Annotated in this window: 23 protein-coding genes; 11 read left to right on the top strand and 12 right to left on the bottom strand. The window is 71.7% G+C overall.

The features are described from left to right. Window positions 1-2: 2 nt before the first annotated feature. The 5 genes from uraD (at window position 3) to ACFWXC_RS14915 (ending at window position 5,068) form a co-directional block, all read left to right on the top strand. Window positions 3-515 (top strand): 2-oxo-4-hydroxy-4-carboxy-5-ureidoimidazoline decarboxylase, encoded by a 513-nt coding sequence (gene uraD / locus ACFWXC_RS14935; RefSeq protein WP_384478596.1) that lies wholly within the window; start codon window positions 3-5, stop codon window positions 513-515. Between the two features lie 4 nt (window positions 516-519). Further along, entirely contained in the window at window positions 520-924 is a 405-nt protein-coding gene (uraH, locus tag ACFWXC_RS14930) for a hydroxyisourate hydrolase (protein ID WP_384478593.1), read from the top strand. A gap of 4 nt (window positions 925-928) precedes the next feature. Then, on the top strand, window positions 929-1,861 hold the full coding sequence (pucL, locus tag ACFWXC_RS14925) for a factor-independent urate hydroxylase (RefSeq protein ID WP_384478590.1): 933 nt from the start codon (window positions 929-931) through the stop codon (window positions 1,859-1,861). A gap of 119 nt (window positions 1,862-1,980) precedes the next feature. Continuing rightward, window positions 1,981-3,357, top strand: coding sequence for an 8-oxoguanine deaminase (locus ACFWXC_RS14920; protein ID WP_384478587.1), 1,377 nt, complete (start codon window positions 1,981-1,983; stop codon window positions 3,355-3,357). Between the two features lie 322 nt (window positions 3,358-3,679). Then, window positions 3,680-5,068, top strand: a complete 1,389-nt coding sequence (locus ACFWXC_RS14915) for a nucleobase:cation symporter-2 family protein (RefSeq protein WP_384478584.1) — start codon at window positions 3,680-3,682, stop codon at window positions 5,066-5,068. Between the two features lie 56 nt (window positions 5,069-5,124). Here the strand turns inward: ACFWXC_RS14915 and ACFWXC_RS14910 are convergent, their stop codons facing one another. Continuing rightward, complete coding sequence (locus ACFWXC_RS14910) at window positions 5,125-5,919, bottom strand: helix-turn-helix domain-containing protein (RefSeq protein ID WP_384478941.1); 795 nt, start codon at window positions 5,917-5,919, stop codon at window positions 5,125-5,127. A 102-nt stretch (window positions 5,920-6,021) separates the two neighbouring features. Here ACFWXC_RS14910 and ACFWXC_RS14905 point away from each other — a divergent pair, with 102 nt between their 5' ends. Then, window positions 6,022-6,876: an SDR family oxidoreductase gene (locus tag ACFWXC_RS14905; RefSeq protein ID WP_384478581.1), complete on the top strand. Its 855-nt coding sequence runs from the start codon at window positions 6,022-6,024 to the stop codon at window positions 6,874-6,876. 114 nt (window positions 6,877-6,990) lie between these two features. On the opposite strand, the gene ACFWXC_RS14900 is transcribed toward ACFWXC_RS14905, so the two are convergent. Then, entirely contained in the window at window positions 6,991-8,436 is a 1,446-nt protein-coding gene (locus ACFWXC_RS14900) for an MFS transporter (protein WP_384478578.1), read from the bottom strand. Between the two features lie 132 nt (window positions 8,437-8,568). Here ACFWXC_RS14900 and ACFWXC_RS14895 point away from each other — a divergent pair, with 132 nt between their 5' ends. Continuing rightward, complete coding sequence (locus tag ACFWXC_RS14895) at window positions 8,569-8,970, top strand: winged helix-turn-helix transcriptional regulator (protein ID WP_384478575.1); 402 nt, start codon at window positions 8,569-8,571, stop codon at window positions 8,968-8,970. 73 nt (window positions 8,971-9,043) lie between these two features. Here ACFWXC_RS14895 and ACFWXC_RS14890 read toward each other — a convergent pair whose 3' ends face one another. The 5 genes from ACFWXC_RS14890 to ACFWXC_RS14870 form a co-directional block, all read right to left on the bottom strand. Next, window positions 9,044-9,466, bottom strand: a complete 423-nt coding sequence (locus ACFWXC_RS14890; RefSeq protein ID WP_384478572.1) for an acyl-CoA thioesterase — start codon at window positions 9,464-9,466, stop codon at window positions 9,044-9,046. A gap of 85 nt (window positions 9,467-9,551) precedes the next feature. Next, window positions 9,552-10,178 (bottom strand): hypothetical protein, encoded by a 627-nt coding sequence (locus ACFWXC_RS14885; RefSeq protein WP_384478569.1) that lies wholly within the window; start codon window positions 10,176-10,178, stop codon window positions 9,552-9,554. A gap of 138 nt (window positions 10,179-10,316) precedes the next feature. Then, a complete protein-coding gene (locus ACFWXC_RS14880) occupies window positions 10,317-10,928 on the bottom strand; it encodes a histidine phosphatase family protein (protein ID WP_384478566.1) in 612 nt (203 codons plus the stop codon). A 3-nt stretch (window positions 10,929-10,931) separates the two neighbouring features. Next, the gene (locus ACFWXC_RS14875) at window positions 10,932-11,462 is read right to left on the bottom strand and encodes a hypothetical protein (protein ID WP_384478563.1); all 531 of its coding nucleotides are present in this window, start codon (window positions 11,460-11,462) and stop codon (window positions 10,932-10,934) included. A gap of 50 nt (window positions 11,463-11,512) precedes the next feature. Beyond that, on the bottom strand, window positions 11,513-12,721 hold the full coding sequence (locus ACFWXC_RS14870) for a pyridoxal phosphate-dependent aminotransferase (RefSeq protein WP_384478560.1): 1,209 nt from the start codon (window positions 12,719-12,721) through the stop codon (window positions 11,513-11,515). An 81-nt stretch (window positions 12,722-12,802) separates the two neighbouring features. On the opposite strand from ACFWXC_RS14870, the gene ACFWXC_RS14865 reads away from it, so the two are divergent. Beyond that, window positions 12,803-13,429, top strand: coding sequence for a winged helix-turn-helix transcriptional regulator (locus ACFWXC_RS14865; RefSeq protein WP_384478557.1), 627 nt, complete (start codon window positions 12,803-12,805; stop codon window positions 13,427-13,429). A gap of 53 nt (window positions 13,430-13,482) precedes the next feature. On the opposite strand, the gene ACFWXC_RS14860 is transcribed toward ACFWXC_RS14865, so the two are convergent. The 3 genes from ACFWXC_RS14860 to ACFWXC_RS14850 form a co-directional block, all read right to left on the bottom strand. Further along, on the bottom strand, window positions 13,483-14,286 hold the full coding sequence (locus ACFWXC_RS14860; protein WP_384478554.1) for a hypothetical protein: 804 nt from the start codon (window positions 14,284-14,286) through the stop codon (window positions 13,483-13,485). Next, entirely contained in the window at window positions 14,286-15,560 is a 1,275-nt protein-coding gene (locus ACFWXC_RS14855) for a VWA domain-containing protein (RefSeq protein WP_384478551.1), read from the bottom strand. Before ACFWXC_RS14855 ends, ACFWXC_RS14860 begins: the two co-directional genes overlap by 1 nt. Before the next feature lie 107 nt (window positions 15,561-15,667). Next, the gene (locus ACFWXC_RS14850) at window positions 15,668-17,200 is read right to left on the bottom strand and encodes an IucA/IucC family protein (protein ID WP_384478548.1); all 1,533 of its coding nucleotides are present in this window, start codon (window positions 17,198-17,200) and stop codon (window positions 15,668-15,670) included. A gap of 93 nt (window positions 17,201-17,293) precedes the next feature. On the opposite strand from ACFWXC_RS14850, the gene ACFWXC_RS14845 reads away from it, so the two are divergent. Both ACFWXC_RS14845 and ACFWXC_RS14840 read left to right on the top strand, forming a co-directional pair. Then, window positions 17,294-18,820, top strand: coding sequence for an IucA/IucC family protein (locus tag ACFWXC_RS14845; RefSeq protein ID WP_384478545.1), 1,527 nt, complete (start codon window positions 17,294-17,296; stop codon window positions 18,818-18,820). A gap of 95 nt (window positions 18,821-18,915) precedes the next feature. Then, window positions 18,916-19,737 carry an SDR family NAD(P)-dependent oxidoreductase gene (locus tag ACFWXC_RS14840; RefSeq protein ID WP_384478542.1) on the top strand — a complete coding sequence of 274 codons (822 nt, stop codon included), beginning with the start codon at window positions 18,916-18,918 and terminating at the stop codon, window positions 19,735-19,737. Window positions 19,738-19,743: 6 nt separating this feature from the next. On the opposite strand, the gene ACFWXC_RS14835 is transcribed toward ACFWXC_RS14840, so the two are convergent. After that, on the bottom strand, window positions 19,744-20,397 hold the full coding sequence (locus ACFWXC_RS14835; protein ID WP_384478539.1) for a TIGR03086 family metal-binding protein: 654 nt from the start codon (window positions 20,395-20,397) through the stop codon (window positions 19,744-19,746). An 81-nt stretch (window positions 20,398-20,478) separates the two neighbouring features. Then, window positions 20,479-21,384, bottom strand: coding sequence for an MBL fold metallo-hydrolase (locus ACFWXC_RS14830; protein WP_384478536.1), 906 nt, complete (start codon window positions 21,382-21,384; stop codon window positions 20,479-20,481). A gap of 328 nt (window positions 21,385-21,712) precedes the next feature. Here ACFWXC_RS14830 and ACFWXC_RS14825 point away from each other — a divergent pair. Next, window positions 21,713-21,998, top strand: a 286-nt coding sequence (locus ACFWXC_RS14825; protein ID WP_384478533.1) for a hypothetical protein, incomplete at its 3' end; no start/stop codon positions are given.

Below are 21,998 nucleotides of genomic sequence, written 5' to 3'. Positions count from 1 at the left end.
CCGTGACGTCGACTTCCACGCCCCCGGGTCTGGCCCGGTTCAATGTTCTGGAGGAGCACGCGGCGTTCGCCGCCCTCCACGAGGCGTGTGCCTCCACCGCATGGGCCCGGCGACTGCTTGCCGCCCGCCCCTACGCCACCCCCGAGGCCCTCTACTCCGCCAGTGACGCGGCCATGGCCGAGCTGAGCCCGGCCGACCTGGCGGAGGCCATGGCCGGACACCCGCCGATCGGCCGGCCCAAGCCCGGCGACCCGACCTCGGCCCGCGAACAGTCCGGCATGGCCGGCGCCGCCGAAGCGCTCAAGGCGGAGATGCTCGAACTCAACCTGGCGTACCAGGAGAAGTTCGGCCATGTCTTCCTGATCTGCGCCACCGGCCGCAGCGGCGAGGAGATGCGGGACGCGGTCAAGGAGCGGATCGGCAACGCGCCCGAGCAGGAGCGGGAGATCGTCCGCACCGAACTGGGCAAGATCAACCGCATCCGGCTCGCCCGACTCGTCACAGAGGACGCCTGACACCATGAGCACCAGCACCACCGCCTCCGTGTCCACCCACATCCTGGACACCTCGCTCGGCCGTCCCGCCGAGGGCGTCGCCGTCCAGCTGTCCGCCCGCGAGGGCCGTGACGCGAACTGGCAGGCGCTCGGCGGCAGCGCGACCGACACGGACGGCCGGTGCAAGGACCTGCCGGCGCTGCCGGCGGGGACCACCCACGTACGGCTCGACTTCGCCGTGGAGCCGTATTTCGAAGAGTTCGCGAAGAAGCAAGCCGATGCGCAGCAGGACGCCCCCGCGAATCGGGACAGCGGACCGGGCGTGTTCTTCCCGGAGGTGGCGATCACGTTCGCCGTCGTGCCGGGCGAGCACTACCACGTACCGCTGCTGCTCAACCCGTTCGGCTACTCCGTTTACCGAGGGAGCTAGCTACATGCCTACCATTCTTGGACAGAACCAGTACGGCAAGGCCGAGAACCGGGTCGTGAAGATCACGCGGGACGGTGCCACCCACCACATCAAGGACCTGAACGTGTCGGTGTCGCTCTCCGGCGACATGGACGAGGTCCACTACTCCGGCTCCAACGCCAACGTCCTGCCGACCGACACCACCAAGAACACGGTGTTCGCGTTCGCCAAGGAGCACGGCATCGAGTCGGCCGAACAGTTCGGTATCCACCTGGCCCGGCACTTCGTGACCAGCCAGGAGCCGATCAGGACGGCCCGGATCCGGATAGAGGAGTACGCCTGGGAGCGCATCGAGGCTTCCGACGCCAACTCGAAGTTCATCGGCGCGGACGAGGTCAAGCACTCCTTCGTACGCAAGGGTCAGGAGACCCGGCTCACGCAGATCACGTACGACGGTTCGCAGTGGGAGATCATATCCGGCCTCAAGGACCTCGTCGTGATGAACTCGACCAACTCCGAGTTCTGGGGCTACGTCAAGGACAAGTACACGACCCTCCCCGAGGCGTACGACCGCATCCTGGCCACCCAGGTCTCCGCCCGCTGGCGGTTCAACTGGACCGACGACGAGCAGAAGATGCCGAGTTGGGAGAAGTCCTACGAGCAGACGAAGAAGCACATGCTCCAGGCCTTCGCCGAGACGTACTCCCTCTCGCTCCAGCAGACGCTGTACCAGATGGGCTCGCGCATCATCAACAACCGCGGCGAGATAGACGAGGTCCGCTTCTCGCTGCCCAACAAGCACCACTTCCTGGTCGACCTGGAGCCGTTCGGGCTCAAGAACGCCACCGAAGACGGTGCCGTGTACTACGCCGCCGACCGGCCCTACGGCCTGATCGAGGCGACCATCCTCCGGGACGGCTGCGAGGCGAAGATCCCGGTGGACCTCACCAACCTCTGATCCACCCCACCTTCTCGGCACCCGCGGCCGGTGACGCCCAGCGATCCGGCCGCGGCACTCAAATCCCCGGGGTCCTGCCGTGCCCACACCACAAGTCCACTGAGCGAAAAGGACGAATCATGGCAGCAGACCGGCGCACCGTCATCGAGAACTGTTCGATCGCGACCGTCGACGCCCACGACACCGAGTACGCGGACGGGTACGTCGTCATCGCCGGCAACCGTATCGAGTCGCTCGGCGCGGGCCGGGCACCCGAGGGCCTGGAGAACGTCGTACGCCGTGTCGACGCCACCGGTCATCTGGTGACGCCCGGCCTGGTCAACACCCACCACCACTACTACCAGTGGATCACCCGGGGCCTGGCCACCGACCACAACCTCTTCAACTGGCTGGTCGCGCTGTACCCGACCTGGGCGCGCATCGACGAGCCGATGGTGTACGCGGCCGCCCAGGGCTCGCTCGCCATGATGGCCCGCGGCGGTGTCACCACCGCGATGGACCACCACTACGTCTACCCGAAGGACTCCGGCGACCTCTCCGGCGCGATCATCCGCGCCGCCCGCGAGACCGGCGTCCGTTTCACCCTCGCCCGCGGCTCCATGGACCGCAGCGAGAAGGACGGCGGCCTGCCCCCGGACTTCGCCGTCGAGACCCTCGAAGGCGCCCTCGCCGCCACCGAGGCGACCGTCAAGGAGCACCACGACCCCTCCTTCGACGCGATGACCCAGGTGGCCGTCGCCCCCTGCTCGCCCTTCTCCGTCTCCACCGAACTCCTGCGACAGGGAGCCGAGTTGGCCCGCCGCCTCGGGGTCCGGTTGCACACCCACGGCTCGGAGACCGTCGAGGAGGAGCAGTTCTGCAAGGAACTGTTCGGGATGGGCCCGACCGACTACTTCGAGTCCACCGGCTGGCTCGGCGAGGACGTGTGGATGGCGCACTGCGTCCACATGAACGACTCCGACATCGCCGCCTTCGCCCGCACCAGGACCGGTGTCGCCCACTGCCCGTCGTCCAACGCCCGCCTCGCGGCCGGCATCGCCCGCGTCCCCGACATGCTCGCCGCCGGAGTCCCGGTCGGCCTCGGCGTCGACGGCACCGCGTCCAACGAGTCCGGCGAACTCCACACCGAACTGCGCAACGCGCTGCTGATCAACCGCCTCGGCGCGCACCGGGAGGCCGCCCTCAACGCCCGCCAGGCACTGCGCCTGGGCACCTACGGCGGCGCCCAGGTCCTCGGCCGCGCGAGCCAGATCGGCTCCCTGGAACCCGGCAAGCTCGCCGACCTGGTGCTCTGGAAGCTGGACACCCTCGCCCACGCCTCCATCGCCGACCCGGTGACCGCCCTGGTCCTCGGCGCGGCCGCCCCGGTCACGGCCTCCTTCGTGAACGGCCGTCAGATCGTCGAGGACAACCGCCTGCTGCACGTCGACGAGGACGCGATCGCCCGCGCCACGCGGGCCGAAGCCCAGCGGCTGGCGCACATCGCCGCACAGTAACTCCTCTTCTCCGTACGGCACTTGAGGTACGGAATCCGCGGTACGGCACTTCAGCGGTACGGCACTTCAGCCGTACGGCATCTCAGCTCCGGCCAGGAGGGACGGCTCCCGGCCGGCAGCCGTGGACCCCAGCGGGATCCACGGCGGCCGTCTCCTGGGCGCGTGCTTCCTCGCGCGCGCCCAGGAACGGTCACCCGTCCCCCTTCGGTCCCTCCCCCACTCTCGGCTTCGCTCGAGCGGGAGGTGCCCCCACGCCCAACACGCACCACCTCCCTGAAACCCGCGTCAGAGCCGACGCGTACCCGACCGGAGGAGAGCCGCTGTGTCCTCGCACCCCGTCGACGAGAAACTCCCGCCCCTGAAAATGGCCACCACGGGCCTTCAGCACGTGGCCGCGATGTACGCCGGAGTCGTCGCTCCGCCCCTGATCGTCGGCGCGGCCATCGGCCTGACCGGTACCGAACTGACCTTCCTCACCGGCGCCTGCCTCTTCACCGCGGGCCTGGCCACCTTCCTGCAGACCCTCGGCATAGGGAAGATCGGCGCCCGGCTGCCCTTCGTCAACGGCGTCACCTTCGCCGGGGTCGCCCCGATGACCGCGATCGCCGCCTCCGCCCACGACAAGTCCGACGCCCTGCCGGTCATCTTCGGCGCGGTGATCGTCGCCGGCCTCCTCGGCTTCCTCGCCGCCCCCTCCTTCAGCAAGGCGGTCCGGTTCTTCCCGCCCGTCGTCACCGGCACGGTCATCACCCTCATCGGCGTCTCGCTGCTCCCGGTGGCCTTCGGCTGGGCGCAGGGCCCCGACCCGGCGGCGCACGACTACGGTGCGGCCAAGTACCTGGGCCTGGCCGCCGCAACCCTCCTCATGGTCCTGCTCCTGCGCCGCTTCACCCGGGGCTTCGTCAAACAGATCGCCGTGCTGATCGGCCTGGTCGCCGGCACGGTCGCCGCCCTGCCGTTCGGCCTCACGGACTTCGGGCCGGTCGCCGACGCGGACGTCGTCGGCTTCCCGACCCCCTTCCACTTCGGCGCCCCGCAGTTCCACATCGCCGCGATCCTCTCCATGTGCGTGGTGATGGTGGTCTCGATGACCGAGTCGACCGCGGACATGCTGGCACTGGGCGAGATCGTCGAACGCCCTGCCGACGAGCGGACGATCGCGGCCGGGCTGCGCGCCGACACCCTCGGCTCGGCGATCAGCCCGCTCTTCAACGGCTTCATGTGCAGCGCCTTCGCCCAGAACATCGGCCTGGTCGCGATGACCCGGATCCGCAGCCGGTTCGTGGTCGCGGTCGGCGGCGGCTTCCTGGTGCTGATGGGCCTGTGCCCGATGGCGGCCTCGCTGATCGCCGTCGTACCCCGGCCGGTGCTGGGCGGCGCGGGCGTGGTCCTCTTCGGCTCGGTGGCGGCCAGCGGCATCCAGACCCTGGTCAAGGCCGGCCTGGACAAGGACGAGAACGTGCTGATCGTCGCCGTGTCCCTCGCCGTCGGCATCGTGCCGATCACCGCGCCGGACTTCTACCACGCCTTCCCGGAGACCGCCCGGATCGTCCTGGACTCGGGCATCTCGACGGGCTGTGTGGCGGCCGTACTGCTCAACCTCGTCTTCAACCACCTGGGCCGGCGGCGCGCGGAGGAGAAGAGCACGGCCTCCGAAATCCCTGAGGCCCCGGGGGCCGTGCCCCTCGCGTCGCCCCGGTCGATCTCGTAACGTCGCTGCGGGCGGTCTCCCGGTCCCGCGTGCCGGCGACCGCCGCGCATCCGAATTCAGCCGGCGGCCCGGACCGCCCGGCAGGGGCTGAGCGCGGGGAGCCGGCCGGTCATGTACGAGCGGGGCGGAACGCCCATCAGGGCGCGGAAGTCGGTCGTCATGTGCGACTGGTCGAAGTAGCCGGTGGCGGCGGCCAGTTCGGACCAGCCCGCGCTCCCCGCCCGGGCGGCGAGCGTGCGGACGCGGTCGATACGGGCGTAATGCTTCGGGGAGACCCCGATGCCGTCGGTGAACAGGTTCCGCAACTGGCGTTCGCTGACCGCCAGTTGCCGGGCCACGTCCCGCACCTGGGCGGGCGCCCGGTCCAGCCGCACCGACAACGCCTCGACGCCCGCCCGCAGCAGCGCCGTCCGGGCCGGATCCGGCTGCTCCGACAGCATGCCGGGCAGTACCTCGGTGATGCGCGGCAGCGCCTCCCGCGGGTCCAGCCACCGCACCTCACGCGCGAACCGGCTGGCCGCCCCGCCCGGCAGGTCGTCCAGCGGCACCACCCGGCCGACCAGCCCCGCGGCCGGAACACCCAGCAGGTGCCGGGCGGTTCCCGGAGCGAGGCGCAACTCCACGCACGAGATATGGGACTTGCCCTCGTGGTAGGTCGCCCGCACCCGCGGCCCGATGGCCAGGACGTCACGCCGTCCGTCCCCCGTCACCCGCAGCACCACCTTGATCGCCGCGTCCGGCAGATGGACGAACGTCCCCTCGGGCGGCTCGGCGAAGGACATGGTCCGCACCTCGGCGATCCACGGGCGCAGCCCCTCGGGCGGGGCCGGAAGCGACTGGGCGATGGTCATCGGCACGCTTCCACGGTAAGCGAGCCGCGCCACCGTCCGGGCGGGCCGGCTGTGCCGGAATTTCCAAGAGCCGGCCGCCCGGACCCGCCCATCGTGGTCCGCATGATTCTGGTGACGGGTGCCACGGGCACCATCGGCAGTGACGTCGTACGACAGTTGGCCGAGCGCGGTACGAAGGTGCGCGCGCTCACCCGGGACCCGGCGAAGGCGCGGGTCCCCGCCGGGTTGGAGGTGGTGCGCGGGGACTACGGCGACCCTGCCTCCCTGGAGGCCGCGCTGGCCGGCGCGACGGCCGTGTTCCTGCTCAGGCCGCCCGGCCCCGACGCGGGAGAGGACGCGACGCTGGTCGCCGCGGCGCGGACCGCGGGCGTGGAACGGCTGGTGAAGCTCTCCGCCGTCTTCACCGGCGACTCGGCTTCCGGCCCCTCCGCGCAGTGGCACGTCGACGGCGAGCGGGCGGTGCGGGACAGCGGGCTCGCCTGGACGGTGCTCCAGCCGTCGTCGTTCGCCTCCAACACGCTGACCTGGAGGGAAGCGCTCCGGGCGGACCAGCCGGTGCCCAACATGACCGGGGACGGCGCCTCGGGCGTGATCGACCCGCGCGACATCGCCGAGGTGGCGGTGCGGGCCCTGCTGGACGCCGGGCACGCCGGGCGGACGTACGTCCTGACCGGTCCCGAGGCGATCACCGTGCCCGGCCAGGCCACCGTGCTCGCCGGGGTTCTCGGCCGCCCGGTCCCGACCCGGGACCTGTCCCCGGACGAGACCCGCGACTTCCTCCGCACGGCCTGGGGCATGGACGGGACCCGGGCGGACGGCGTCCTGACCGGCCTGGCATTCGTCCGCGCCGGAGGCAACGCGCTGATCACCGAGGACGTCACCGAGGTGCTGGGCCGCCCGGCCCGGACCTTCCGCACCTGGGCCGAGGACAACAAGGGCCTCTTCGAGGCGAGTTGAGACGCCGCGACCGAGGGACCGCGGCGAGCGCGGTACCGGCTCACCGGTACGGCCGCGGCACCGGCTCACCGGTACGGCCGTGGTCCCGCTCACCGGTACGGCCCCCGTACCGGCTCATTGGTTCCGCGGTCGCAGCACCGCCGCCGCCAGCACCAGGGCGGCCACCGCGATTCCGGTGGCCGCCCGGAACGCCAGCCGGTAGCCCTCCGCCGTGGCGGGGATCAACTCCGCACCCCGGTCCAGGAGTCCGCCGGTACGGCTCGCCGCCAGGGTGCTCAGTACCGCGAGCCCCAGCGAACCGCCCACCACCTGCGTGGTGTTGAACAGTCCGGACGCCAGGCCCGCGTCCTCCTCGCGCGCCCCGGACATCGCCAGCCCGGTCAGCGCCGGCATCGCCGCGGCGAATCCCGCGGCGAGCAGCAGCAGCGGCGGCAGCACGTCGACGGCGTAGGAGGCGTCGACCGGCACCCGGCCCAACAGGGCCATCCCGGCGACGATCAGCACCAGACCGCAGAGCAGGACGCGGTACGCGCCGTAGCGGGCGATCGTCCGCGCGGACAGCCCCAGCATCAGCAGCCCGATCGCGACCGGAGCCGGCAGAAACGCGGTGCCGGTCGCCAACTCGCCATAGCCAAGGACGCGTTGGAGATACAGCGCGCCGAGGAACTGGAAGCCGAACATCGTCGCGACCATCAGCACCTGTACGGCGTTGGCGCCGGCGAGCAGCCGGGAGCGCAGCAGCCCCAGGCGCAGCAACGGGCGCCGGGCGCGTGCCTGCCGCAGGGTGAACGCCGTGAACAGGGCGACCGCCAGGGCCGTCAGGAGGAGGGTGGCGAGCGGACCGCGGTCCCCGGCGCCGACGATGACGTAGACCGTGAGCATCAGGGCGCCGGTGACCAGCGCGGCGCCCGGGAAGTCGGCGCCCTGGCGCAGGCCGGCGCCCCGGTCCGGGGCGAGGATCCGGGTGGCCACGAACCAGGCGGCCAGCCCTGTCGGCAGGTTGATCAGGAAGATCCAGTGCCAGCTCAGCGCCTGGGTGAGCGCTCCGCCCAGGAAGGTGCCGAGCGCGCCGCCCGCCGCGCCGACCGCGCTGAACACCGCGATGGCCCGGCCCTGTTCACGCGGCTCCGGATAGAGGGCGACCAGCATGCCGAGCACCACCGCGGAGGTCATCGCCCCGCCCACGCCCTGCATCGCCCGCGCCGCGATCAGCACCCCCTGCCCGGTCGCCACCGTGCACAGCAGGGACGCGACCGTGAACAGCGCAAGGCCCGTCGTGAACATCCGCTTGCGGCCCAGCAGGTCGCCGAGACGCCCCGCCAGCAGGAGCAGTCCGCCGAACGGGATCAGATAGGCGTTGACGACCCAGGCCAGCCCGGGACCGCTGAAACCCAGATCGCGCTGGATGGCCGGCATCGCCACCGTGACGATGTTGCCGTCGAGGACGGTCATCAGGATCCCCGCGCACAGAACGGCGAGGGACGCCCAACGGGGGTATGTTCGTGAGAGCGCCACCGGGGCCGCCGGTGTCGGTGTCGGTTTTCCGGTCGTGGTCGACATGGCCTCTGGGCCTCCGCAATCGCCGTAGAACTCACCGGACAGATGAACAGGAACAGCTCGTGCACAAGGTGCATGACTTGTAACGGAGTTCATGGTGAGTGACCATGGGGGGAGACGTAAGGAGGCAGCTCGATGTCCCAGAGGAACACCGATGTAACCGTCCAGGTGGTGAACGCGCACGCGTGCCCGGTCCGCGAGGTTCTTGACAGGGTCGCCGGAAAATGGAGCGTCCAGATTCTGGTCGCGGCCTCGCACGGCCCCATCCGCTTCACCGAACTGGAGCGCGGTATCGAGGGCATCAGCCGCCGGATGCTGACCCTCACCCTGCGCAACCTGGAGCGCGACGGGCTGGTGACCCGCACCGTGTATCCGACCGTGCCCCCGAAGGTGGAGTACGGACTCACCCCGGTGGCCCTGGAACTGCACGAGACGCTGCAGCGGCTGACCGACTGGGCCGAGCGCAACCGCGGCCACATCGCGCAGGCGCGGGCGGCCTACGACGCCGAGCACCAGCCCGAACTGCTCGACGCGTAGACGGCGTTGACGGTGTAGACGGTGTAGACGGTGGAGAAGGCGTTGGACCGGGCGGTGGCGGTCCGCCGGACCCTCAGAAGCCGAACAGGTCCGGATCCGAGACGAGTTCCTTGAAGACGTCACTCGGACGGTCGATCAGCCGCCTGGCCTTGAGGTCCAGCAGCCCGCCGACCGCGTCCACCTCGGCGGCCAGGGTGCCGTCCGTCTTGGTTATCGACTGGATTACCCGGAACGTCTTGCCCTCGCTCCACTCGAACACGCAGGTCACATCGACCTCGTCACCGGCGAGCAGCTCCCGTTTGTACCGGATGGTCGTCTCCAGTGCCACCGGGCCCACGCCCCGCCCGATCAGGCCGGCCTGGGTGATCCCGGCGGCCCGGAGCAGCGACCAGCGGGCGTGCTCGGCGTAGTTGATGTACACCGCCTGGTTCAGATGGCCCTGCACATCGGTCTCGTAGCCACGGACCGTGACGCGGACGGAATACGGTTCGCTCACGACTTCCCCTTCTCGTGTACGACGGGTCGTGCACGACTTCTCGTGTACGACGCACTGATCCTCTGTCGGCATCCTGGCACGCCCGTCACACCCGGCGCGGCGATGCCAGTAGATAGCGCGTTCGAGTCCGTGGTTCCGTGTACTCGCCGGTCTGCCACCCCGCCCGCTCCAGCGTGCCCGCGCACGCCCGCAGGGGCTCGCCCTCCGGCGCGTACACGGCGACCGCCTCGGGCTGCGGCGTGGCCCGCACCCGGTAGCCGGCGGTCGCCGGTCCCTCGGGCGGGTGCCCGGCCGCCTCCAGGGCGAGCGCGGCGGCCCGCACCAGGTGCGTACGCTCCCAGCCGCACGGCCGGTCCGTGGCGCCGTCGGGGTTGGTCATCCGGCGCAGTTCCAGGAGCCCCTGCCAGGCGCTGTGCACCTCACGCGCGCGGGCGGCCCCGTCATCGACCGCCTCCTCACCACCGACCCGCGCGGCGAACACCCCGTCCGGCTCGGTGGGCGGCGCCACTGCCGGGGGCTGCGGAGCCGCCGTCTCCCGTGTCCGATGCCCCGCAGGCGTCAGGAAGTGGTCGTGCGGCGGCCGCGGATGCCGAAAGGCGAGCCCCCGCTTCACCAGCGCCGCCAACTGCGCCTCCGTACCCCGCAGCCGCCCGCTGATCGGATCGGCGTCATCGATGATGTGCCGCTGAGCGGCGGTGGGCGGTCGTGACACAGCGCGCTCCTCCCGGAAACAGGCCCGCGGACCCGCACGGATCCGTACGGACCCGTACCGATCCGTCTCCCGAAGGCTACGACCGCCCACTGACACCCGGTCGGACGATGCCGCCCGCCGCCCGCTGACGCTCTCCCCTCAGCCGTCGCTCGGCTCGCTCGGCCGGATGTTCCACCCGGCGATCACCGGGCGCTCGTGCTCCGTGCTCAGGCGGCACAGCGTTCCGGTCGCCAGCTGGAAGAGGGCGCCGTCGGAGGGGGGCAGGCCCAGGCGGCGGGCGGTCAGCACGCGCAGGAAGTGGCCGTGGGCGACGAGCAGCACGACCCCCTCCGTGTTGGCGAGGGCCGCTTCGACCTTGGACAGCATCCGGTCGGCCCGCTCTCCGACCTGCTCCGGGGTCTCCCCGGGGTGCTCCGGCGGACCGGGCGCGACCCCGTCGGTGAAGAGGAACCAGCCCGGCCGGGTGCGCTGGATCTCCACGGTGGTCACGCCCTCGTAGCCGCCGTAGTCCCATTCCCGCAGGTCGGCGTCGACCCGGGCATCGGGCACGCCGATCAGCTCGGCGGTCTCCCGGGCCCGCTGGAGCGGGCTGACGAAGGCGGCGCCGATGCGATGCGACCGGATCAACGGCACCAGCCGCCGCGCCTCCTCCCGCCCGTGCTCGGTGAGGGGCACGTCGGTCCACCCCGTATGCCGCCCGGACCGCGACCACTCGGTCTCACCGTGCCGGACGAGAAAGACATCAGCCATACCTCAGAGGCTAGAAGCCCAGCGTTCCAGTTCGGCGAACTCACGCGCCCGTAGGCCGTGGCGGGAGTCGACCGGAAGGAGTAACGCGGGGGCGTCGTGATGGTCGGCGACATGACGGACGTCCAGGTCGGTGACCATGTCGTCCACCCACACGAACGGCCGCCCCGCCGCCCACGCCACGACGGTCCGCGTCTTCCAGTACAGCCCGTCCGGGTCCTTGGCGAACAGCTCGGGCCACTCGATGACGGGCAGTTCGGGCAGCCCGACGGCCGGGCCGATCATCTCGTTGGCCTCGTGCATCCAGGTGGTGGCCCACGCCAGCTCGTACGGCAGCGCGAGCAGCCGTGCCCCGTGCCCCGGGTGCAGCCGCACCCGCAGCCCGCGGCGGAGCGTGCGGGAGCCGGGTGTCTGGCGGGCGGACCAGTTCGCCGGGTGCAGCCGGTGGGTCACGTACCCGCGATGCCGCAGCAGCCGGGCCCGGAACGGGTTGAGGGGTCCGTCGACGTCGAGGAGGAGCAGGGGGCGCTGGGTCATGGGGAGGGGTTACCCGGATTGCCCGGCCCGGGCACGGCCCCGGCCCAGCTCTACTGCCGGTACCCGCTCAGGAACCGCCCGATCCGGCCGATCGCGGTCTCCAGGTCGTCCGCGTACGGCAGGGTGAGGATGCGGAAGTGGTCCGGGGCCGGCCAGTTGAAGCCGGTGCCCTGGACGACCTGGATCTTCTCCTGGAGGAGCAGGTCCAGGACGAATTTCTCGTCGTCGTGGATCGGGTGCACCTTGGGATCGATCCGCGGGAAGGCGTACAGGGCGCCCTTGGGCTTGACGCAGCTCACGCCGGGGATCTCGTTGAGCTTCTCCCAGGCCACCGTGCGCTGCTCGTGCAACCGGCCGCCGGGGGCGACGAGTTCGCGGATGGACTGGCGGCCGCCGAGCGCGGCCTGGATGGCGTACTGGGCGGGCGCGTTGGCGCACAGCCGCATGGAGGCCAGCATGGTGAGGCCCTCCAGGTAGTCCTTGGCGTGCTGCCGGGGGCCGGTGACCACCAGCCAGCCGGAGCGGAAGCCGGCCACCCGGTAGGTCTTGGACAGGCCGCAGAAGGTGAGGACGACCAGGTCGGGGGCGAGGGCCGCGGCCGAGTGGTGGACGGCGTCGTCGTACAGGATCTGGTCGTAGATCTCGTCCGCGAAGACCATCAGTCCGTGCCGGCGGGCCAGGTCGAGGATGCCCTCGACGATCTCCTTCGGGTAGACGGCGCCGGTCGGGTTGTTGGGGTTGATGAGGACCACGGCCTTGGTGCGGTCCGTGATCTTCGACTCCATGTCGGCCAGATCCGGGTACCAGTCCGCCTGCTCGTCGCAGAGGTAGTGCACCGCCTTGCCGCCCGCGAGGGTGGTCACCGCCGTCCAGAGGGGGAAGTCCGGGGCCGGGATCAGGATCTCGTCGCCGTCCTCCACCAGCGCCTGTACGGCCATGGAGACCAGCTCGGAGACGCCGTTGCCCAGGAAGACGTCGTCGACGCCGACCTCCAGGCCCAGCGCCTGGTAGCGCTGGGCCACGGCCCGGCGGGCGGAGAGGATGCCGCGCGAGTCCGTGTAGCCGTGGGCCTGGGGAAGCATCCGGATCATGTCCTGGAGGATCTCCTCCGGCGCCTCGAAGCCGAACAGCGCGGGGTTGCCGGTGTTCAGGCGCAGCACGCTGTGGCCCGCCTCCTCCAGCGCGTTGGCGTGCTCGATCACCGGTCCGCGGATCTCGTAACAGACCTCGCTGAGCTTGTTGGACTGCCGGAACTCCATGCGCCCCTCCGGGAACTCGTGTTGCTTGGTTTTACCAAGTAGCAGCTTGGAAAGTCCAACATCTTGTCTACACTGCGTCGCATGTCACCTCGCCGAAGCTACGACCAGTACTGTTCCGCGGCCCGCGCCCTCGACGTGGTGGGCGACCGCTGGACCCTGCTGATCGTCCGGGAGCTGCTCGCCGGTCCCCGCCGCTACACCGACCTGCACGCGGATCTGCCGGGGGTCAGCACGGACGTCCTCGCCTCCCGGCTGAAGGACATGGAGCGGGACGGGGTCACGACCCGGCGGCGGCTGCCCCCGCCGGCTGCGGCGTACGTCTACGAACTCACCGCGCGTGGGCGGGAGCTGCTCCCGGTGCTCCAGGCGCTGGGCAGGTGGGGGGAGCCCGAGCTGGGCGAGCGCCGGCCCACCGACGCCGTCCGCGCCCACTGGTTCGCGCTGCCGCTGCTGCGGGCCCTGGACGGCGAGGGACTGGTCGAAGTCCGGCTGGGGGAGGGGGACTTCCATCTGTACGCCGGCGCGGAGGACGGCCCGGTGTACGGCGACGGTCCCGCCCCGCGCGAACCCGACGCACGGCTCGTGCTCGACGCCGGGACGTGCACGGCCCTGGCCCGGGGGGAGTTGGGCCTGGCGGACGCGGTACGGGCCGGTCGGGTGACGGTGACCGGGGACGGCGCGCTGGCCAAGGCGCTGCGGGAGGCCTGAAACGGCGACCGGGCCCGCCGCGAACGGGGGCCCGGTCACCGGAACGTGTCGGGTCAGGCGCCCGGCGGCACCCGGTACGGCCGCCCCGCCCCTCGCGTCAGCGCGTATCCGCCGATGCCGGCCAGCGCGGCCAGCACTCCGCCGATCCCGGTCCACACCCAGCGGTCGGTCCACCAGCCGGAGGACCAGCCGTCGTCCGAACCGAAGCTGGAGAGCACCGCCGCCTTGCTGTCGTCGTCGCTCTTCTCGGAGCTGACCGCGATCCCGGGGACCAGCGGCTTCGCCAGCGAACCGTCCACCGCCGCCGAACCGCCGATGTCCTTCGAGTCCACCCGGACCTCGGCGCTCACCGGCTGGCCGAGGTCCGCGTTGCCGAGGTCCACCACCGTCAGCCGGACGTAGTACGTGCCGGGCAGCGGGTCGTTGGCCCACGGCTCCGACCAGCCCCGGACGGTACGCGTCACACAGGCCAGCTGCACCGACGTGGTGCCCTGCCCGGCCGTGCGGGTCGCCGCGCCGTACTGGCAGGCCTGGCGGCGCCGCAGCCCGTCGTACACGTCGATCTGCCAGGTCTGCGCCGCGTGCGCGTCGGGCAGCTTCACCGTCGCCTTGACGTCGGGGCGCTGGCCGGCGTCGGCGGGGAACGACCAGTACAGGTAGTCGCCCGTGGATCCGCTGGCGGTGGCCTGCTGTCCCTGGTCGAGTTCCGTCGCCGTACGGAAGGACGTGCCCGCCTGGGTGGGCGCGCCGCTGTCCTCCGAGGAACTGGGGGAGGGGGAGGCGTCGTCGGCGTACGCCGGGCCCGCGGCCAGGCCCACCGCCAGCAGGGCGGCGCTCAACACACGTGTGATCGACATCAGTTGGTCCTCCAGACCGCCAGCCGCCAGCGCGACACCCAGCCCCACACCAGACCCGCGAGGAAGCCGGTCAGCACCAGCGCCCCGAGCAGCCACCAGCCGCGGCCGAGACCGAAGGAGGCGACGTCGGACGCCTGCGACGGCCCGTCCACCACGTCCACCGTCAGCTCGACGGGCAGACCCGGGCTGGTCTTCACACCGGACGTGGCCGAGAAGGAGTTGGTCACCTGGAGACAGACCGTCTCCGGGGTGGTGTCCTCGTCGTCGTCGCTCTCGGCCTTCGGGTACCGCAGGCCGGTCGAGATGACGTCGGTACGGCCGGTGCCCGACGCCTCGCCGCGCACGATCTCGCGTCCGTGCACGGTCACCGCGCGCAGCAGCACCCCGTAGTCCGGGTTGACGGCCCGGTCGGCGGCGACGCTGACCGAAGCCCGCAGCTCCTGGCCGGGCTTGACGTCGACCTTGTACCAGCGCTGCTGCCCGAACTCCTCGCGGTCGGTGTACAGCCCCGACTTCAGCGCGGGCGCCGAGGAGCACTGGCCGGTGCCGTCCGCGGCCACCGGCGTCACCACCGGATCGGCGGCCCGGTGCACCAACTGCCCGACCCGGTCGGTCAGTTCCTCCTTGTGCTGGACGGAGGTGTAGGTCCCGCCGGTCGCGTCCGCGATGCAGCTCAGCTGGTCCCGGGTCTTGGCGTCCGGCACCAGGCCGAGCGTGTCGATGGTCAGCCCGACGCCCTTGGCGGCGATCTCGCGGGCCACCACGCACGGGTCCAGCGGCTGGCAGGTGTCCTCGCCGTCGCTGATCAGGACGATGCGGCGGGTCCCGGTACCGCCCTCGAGATCGTCGGCCGCCTTGAGCAGCGCGGGGCCGATCGGGGTCCACCCGGTCGGCGTGAGTGTGGCGACGGCGGTCTTCGCCTCGGTGCGGTCCAGGGTGCTGACCGGGTAGAGCTGCGCGGTGTCCTTGCAGCCGGTCTTCTTGTCGTTTCCGGCGTAGTTGGCGCCCAGCGTGCGGATGCCGAGCTGGACCCCCTCGGGTGTCGCGTCCAGCACCTCGTTGAACGCCTGCTTGGCCGCGGCCATCCGCGTCCCGCCGTCGATGTCCGTCGCCCGCATGGAACCGCTGACGTCCAGTACCAGCTCCACCTTGGGAGCGGCCTGGCCCGTCTCGTCCGTCTCGTCGGCGACCGCTCCGCCGGGGAACGCGATCCCGGCCGCCAGGGCGGCGAGCAGAGCGCAGACTCCTGCCGCCGTCCGTTGTGTTCTGATCATCGGCGGATCCTATTGATCAGAGGCGCCGGGCTCCAAAACGAGGTCCGGACGCCAAAACGCGAACGGCCGGCAGGCCAACGGAGAGTGGCGGGCGGGCAGGTGAGCGCTCACCGTCCGTCGGCGAGCGGATTCGGCAGGGCCGCCCACTGGTCCCCGGGCACCTCGGGCGACAGCCGCATCAGCGTCAACGCCTTCGCCGGCAGCGGACCTCCGAGGAGAGCCGTCAGGTCGGGGGTGACGGGAAGGTCCCGTACGGCCGTCTCCAGCGCCGTCGCCAGGGCCGGTCCCGAACCCGCCGTGCCCGCCAGGGCGCCCGCGACCAGGGAGCCGAACAGCTTGCGGCGCAGAGTCGTTTCGTCGTCCGTGACCAGGCGTCCCGTCAGCTCGGGCGGGGTGATGCCGTGCCGGGTCAGACGGGCCGGGCTGAGGCGGATGTCGGCCAGGTCGCGATAGACCAGCCGCAGCGGCGCGCCGGTCCCGGACAGCACCACCAGGAGGTTCTGGCCGTGCGCCTCCAGGGCCACGCCCAGGTCCAGCAGCCGCAACCCCACCGTCAGGGCGAGCCGGGTGAACCCGGCCAGCCAGGACGGCGATGCGGGCAGTCCGGTGGCGGCCAGCGCGCCCACCGGCAGAACCCGCTCGCCCGGCGCCGCGTACGCCTCGGGCGACTCGCGCAACACGGCCGCCAGGTCGGGGGAGTCGGCGGTCGCCGCGCCCAGGGTGCGGGTGATGTGCAGGAGCCCGTCCGTGCGGGACGCCAGGTCCGCGGCGAACGACGACAGGGTCATGGCCGCGTCGATCGAGTACGCCGAGATGTCCCGGACGGACGAGGTCAGCCGGGCGCTGAGCGCGGTCTTCACATGCGGTCCGCCGGGGAGGGCGAGGGTGCGCAGGGACATCAGGGGATGCGCGGTCCGCCAGGGCTCGCCGGGGCCGCCCTTGAGGACATGGGCGGTCTGCCACGGATGCACCGGGATCAACAGCCGCCCGGAGTCCCGGAGTTCGTCCGGCCACTCGCCCGACAGCAGACAGTCCCCGGCCGCCACCGGGACCGTCTCCAGCCGCACCACCGGCCGGTGCTCCGGCCCGTACGCGAGCTGCTCGGCCGCCGAGAAACCGGGCCGGGAACGGCAGTTGGGGTGGAAGGGATGCCCGTCGACCACCCGCTGCTCCCACTCCCAGTCCCTCCCCCAGCCTTCGGCCGGGGGGACCCCCACGGGCCACTCCTTCGGAGGGAACTCCCGGTCCGCCCGCGAGAGCGCCAACGAGGCCGCACTGTGCCCGAGTTCGGCCGCGAACCCCGCCGAGTGAGGCCACCCCAGATCGGTCATCAACCGCGCCGGATCGTCGTACGGCACCCCGTCCAGACGTACGGCGGTCACATACGTGTCGGTGGCGTACGGATCCGCAAGCGGGCCGTGCAGCGCGCGTCCGTCGGCCAGCCACAGGGCCAGGCTGTGCGCCCCGCGCACCCGGCGCGCCACCCACGGCAGCGGCTCGTGCGCCAGCGCCCGCCACAGCCGGGTCAGCACCGCCGCCCGCGCACCGGGCAGCTCGGCCGTGTACCCGGACACCAGGTCCGGCCGCGCCTCGGCCAGCTCCGTGGCGAGCTGTGTCTCGATGGGGGAGGGACGGTGCACGGGAGGGCTCCTCGGGGACGGGTCCGACGGTCATGATGGCTGATGACGGCAGACATACTGATCGTGATCGGACTGTGTGGACGTAGCGAACGAATGGAACGCGTGGATCTCATGCCCCCCAGCGACGGCATCGGCGAGCGCGCCGACGCGTACGCTGCCGCGCCCCTGCTCAACTGCCTGCTGCGGGAGGTGGCCGAGCCGCTCCCGGACAGCGGGGACGAGCCGCTCCCGGACGCCGGGCAAGGGAAACCGCGGGTCTACCGGCTGCCCGGCGGCGGCCGGCTGCTGCGGGTGCGCGGCGCGCGCCGGCCCGCCGCGCCCGAGGTGTACGCAGCCGGCCGCTGGCACCGCATCGGCCACACCGAGCTGGTGAAACTCGTCGCCGAGGAGCTGCGCGCGCACACCGGGCTGTCCAACGGCGATCTGCCGGCCGAGATGATCGACAGCCGGGACGCGGTCGCCGCGCTGCTCACGGCACGCGCCCGGGCGACGGCGCCCGACGACCCGTACCTGCGCTCGGAGCAGTCCCTCATCACCGGCCATCCCTACCACCCCGCCCCGAAGGCGCGCGGCGGCGGCCCGGTCACCGCCTGGCTGCCGTACGCGCCCGAGGCGTACGCCCGGTTCCCGCTGGTGCTGCTCGGGGTGCGCGCGGACCAGGTGGCCGAGGAGGGCGACACGTCGGCGCTGGACGCGCTGGCCGCCGCACCGCCGGGCTACCGGCTGCTGCCGGCCCACCCCTGGCAGCTCGACCTGGCCGCCCGTGACCTGGCCCCGGCCTTCGCCGACGGACGGCTGGTACGGCTGCGGGAGACCGACTTCGCGGTCTGGCCGACGGCCGCGATCCGCACGGTGTACGAGCCGGAGCGCGATCTCTTCCTGAAGTTCAGCCTGGACGTCCGGATCACCAACGACATCCGCCGGCTGTGGGCGCACGACCTGCGGAAACTGCGCCGCACGGACTCGGCCGCGACCGCCGCCTTCGCGGCGATGGACGGGCCCGCGGCCTGGCTCGGCGACCGCGGCTACCGCACCGCCCGCTTCGCCTTCGAGGAACTCGCGGTCGTCGTCCGGGACGGACTGCGCGGGTCGCTGCCGCCCGGGGCCACCCCGCTGCTCGCGGCCGGCCTGGTGGAGGGCTTCGAGGGCAGCCCCCTGGCCTCGACGGCGGATCCGGGGGCCTGGTGGCAGGCGTACCTGCGCGCGGTCGTACCCCCGGCGCTCACGGCCTTCGCCGACCACGGCGTCGTCCTCGAAGCGCATCTGCAGAACACTCTGGTCGCCGTCGACGCGGACGGTACGCCGGTGCAGGCGCTGTACCGGGACGCCGAGGGCGTCAAGCTGCTCGCCGACGTGGAGCGGGCCGCCGGGTGGGAGCGGCTGGTGTACTGCCTGGTCGTCAACCATCTGATCGAGGTCGCCGCCGCGCTCGCCGAACGCCACCCCGGGTTCGATCCATGGCCCGCGGCCCGCCGGGAGCTGGCCCGGCATCCGCTTCCGGAGGTGGCCGGGCTGCTGGCGGCGCCGACCCTGCCGGGCAAGACGAACCTGCTGCTGCGCTGGACCGGGGCGGACGGCGCCGACGCGCGCTATCTGCCGTTGCCGAACCCCTTGGCCTGAATCGGCCTGAAGCCGTGGCGGACGACGGGGTGGCCCGGCGGATCCGCTTAGGATCATGGCGCCCGATCCCCGGCTGGTGAGGAGCCCCAACGGCCATGGCCGACGCGCATGTTGTCGTCATCACGGGTGGCGGTACCGGCATCGGTGCCGCCACCGCCCGGTTGCTGCGGGCCGCCGGGCACCAGGTGGTCATCGGCGGGCGGCGGCCCGAGCCGCTGCGGCGACTGGCCGACGAGACCGGCGCCCTGGCGCACCCGGGCGACCTTTCGGACCCGGCGGCGGTCCAGGACCTGATCGACACCGCGGTCGCCCGCCACGGCAGGCTCGACGGACTGGTCCTCAACGCGGGCATCGGCCGCAGCGGCGCGGTCGGGGACCTCTCGGACGAGACCTGGGACGAGGTGCTGCGCACCAACCTGACCGGCCCCTTCCTGACCCTCCGCGCGGCCCTCCCGCACCTGCTGAAGGCACGTGGCGCGGTGGTCGCGGTCGCCTCGGTCGCGGCGCTGCGCAACGGGTGGGGCAACGCCGCGTACGCCACCTCGAAGGCCGCGCTCCTCCAGCTGTGCCGCTCGGTGGCCGTCGACTACGGCAGCCAGGGGGTGCGGGCCAACACCGTGTGCCCCACCTGGGTGCGCACCGAGATGGCCGACGGGCGGATGGCCCGGTTCGCGGCGGAGGAGGACATGGCCGGCGGGGTCGAGGAGGCCTACGCGCAGGCCACGACACTGGTGCCCGCCGGCCGCCCGGGCGACCCGGCCGAGGTCGCCGAGGCGATCGGCTGGCTGCTGTCGCCCGCGGCCTCCTTCGTCAACGGCGCGACCCTCACGGTGGACGGCGGGATCACCGCCCTCGACCCGGGAACGGTCCCGTTCGGCTTCCGCGTCGAGAGCCGGGGCGGGGACGCCGGTCACTGAGCACCCCTAGCGCGGCCCGACGGCTCCGTCCCGGCGTTCGTCCGGGCGGAGCGGTCTTCCCGTGCTGTACGGACGGGGGTCTCTGCCGCTGAGGGCCAGGGCGCGGTCGAGCAGGGGCGCGTCCTCGTCCTGGGGCACCTCGCCGCCCAGGAGACCGAGGCCGCGCATGCGGGGTGCCTCGCGCGCGTACGTCTCGAACGTGGCCCGGGCCAGGGACGCGGGTACGGCGAGCGGTTGTCCGGTGGCCACTGCCGTGTCCCAGGCGTGGACGGTGAATTCGGCGATGAGGATCCCGCCGAGCGCCGTGGCGGGCATGGGCGGACCGCCGAGGCTCGCCTCCCCCTCCCACGCCTTCGGCTCGGACCAGGCTCTGGCCGCCGGTTCGGCCTGGCCGGCCAGGAGCAGGGGCCACTCGGACTCCGGCCGCCCGGCGAGCAACGGCACCGGATGAGTGGTCAGCAGGCTCGGATCCGATGCCGTGCGGGTGCCCGCGTCCCTGGTCAGCAGGAGCATCATGGCGACGTGATCGACCAGGTCCCGCACCGTCCACTCCGAACACGGCGTCGGGGCGCCGTACTTGTCGGCCGATACGCCACGGACCGCGCCCACGACCAGCTCGATACTCCGCGCCAACAACTCCGCCCTCGTCGGTGACTCCATGCGACAGCCCTCCTTCTCCGTACGATGAACCGGTGCGGCCGACCCGCGAGCCCCAGGCCGCCGACCTCGTCGAGGTCTCCCTCAGTCGATGAAGACGCTCCACGCGGTGGCGTTGAGGTTGTCGGCGAGGAAGATGTCGGTTCCTCCCAGGCGCTTCTCCCAGGACGGCATCAGCTCGGCCGCGCGGGCGACGACCGCGTCCATCCAGACCTTGAGTTCCGCCTGCTTGTTGTCGGCCGGCACCTTGGCGGCGGCCGCGGCTTCCTTCAGGTCGACCGTCCGCAGCGCCTCCCCGGCGGCCGTACGCAGGTCGTGGATGTACTCCCGGTTCGTGGCGACGTCCTCGGGCGTGCCGGGCAGAGCCATGTGACCGGTCACGACGGTCTCGAAGTCGTACTCCAGCATCTGGTCCATGGCGTCGAAGTACGCGGGCACGTGCGCGGAGAAGTACAGGCGGAAGAACGGCGTGTTCTTCGGGCTGAAACTGTCCATCGCCCCCATGAGCCGCTGCTCGGGCAGGTGGATGAAGAGATTGCCGGCCTGGTGCCAGTCGCCTGAGTAGTCGAGGACGAAACGCACCCCGTCGACGTCCATCTCCGTGCGCCGGCCTCTGAAGGTCTCGGTGGGCAGCGGGCGCCGGTCGTCCTTCGCCTCCCTGATGAAATCACCGGTGATCTCATGGGAGATGATCTTCAGGCCGTCCCGGTTCAGCAGGTGAGCCGCCCCGATGTGGTCGGCATGCGCGTGGCTGTAGATGAGGTGGGTGACCGGCTTCGAGGTGACCTCCTCGACCGCGGCCAGCAGCTTCTCCCCGAGGAACGGCGAGGCGTCGACCACGACGACACCCTTCTTCGTCACCACGAACATCGTGTTGATCATCCCCTGGGTCACGAAGTAGGCACCACCACCCAGGTCCTGCACGACAAACCCGGCCTCGGGAATGTCCGGGCCCAGGGCGAAGGCGGGTACAGGCGCGAAATCAGTCATGGCGATCTCCTTTGTGCGGTCCATTCGGAGGCGAATTAAAAAGGACTCCTCCAGGAAGTACCTTTCCGTTCCTGTCGCGGGAGAGGTGCATTCCCTGGTCACCAGTATTGCGTTCCGCACGCGCGTGCGGCCCCTTCATGTGGGCCTTCCTGAACCTAGGTCCGACTGGTCCACCTTCACCGCGCCCGCACCGCACCGCGGGACCCATACTGGCCATATGAAGCACAACGGCGAACCCGGTTCCCCCTCCCAGGTGCCGTCCAACTGACCGCGGAGCCCTTTCGCCGGGGCGAGGGGACGGGAATCGCATCGATCACCGGAGGCTCGCATGACAACACCCACGCAGAACAAAGAGCTCGCCCTGAATGCTTTCGACACCCTGTTCGGAAAGCGTGATTACACGGCAGCCGAAGGGTTTTGGTCCGAAAAGTATATTCAGCACAGCAAGCATATTCCGCCGGGCCGTGAGGGTCTTTTCGGTCTCGTTCGCGCTCTCCCCGACACCCTCCGCTACGAGAACCAGTTCGTGTTCGCCGAAGGCGACTACGTCATGCTGTACGGCCGCTATGCCGGCAGTGGCGCTCCCGCCGCCTCGGTGGTCGCCGACGTGGTCC

Source organism: Streptomyces sp. NPDC058683, assembly GCF_042716195.1.
GTDB lineage: Bacteria > Actinomycetota > Actinomycetes > Streptomycetales > Streptomycetaceae > Streptomyces.
This window is presented reverse-complemented; position numbering and strand designations above follow the sequence as displayed.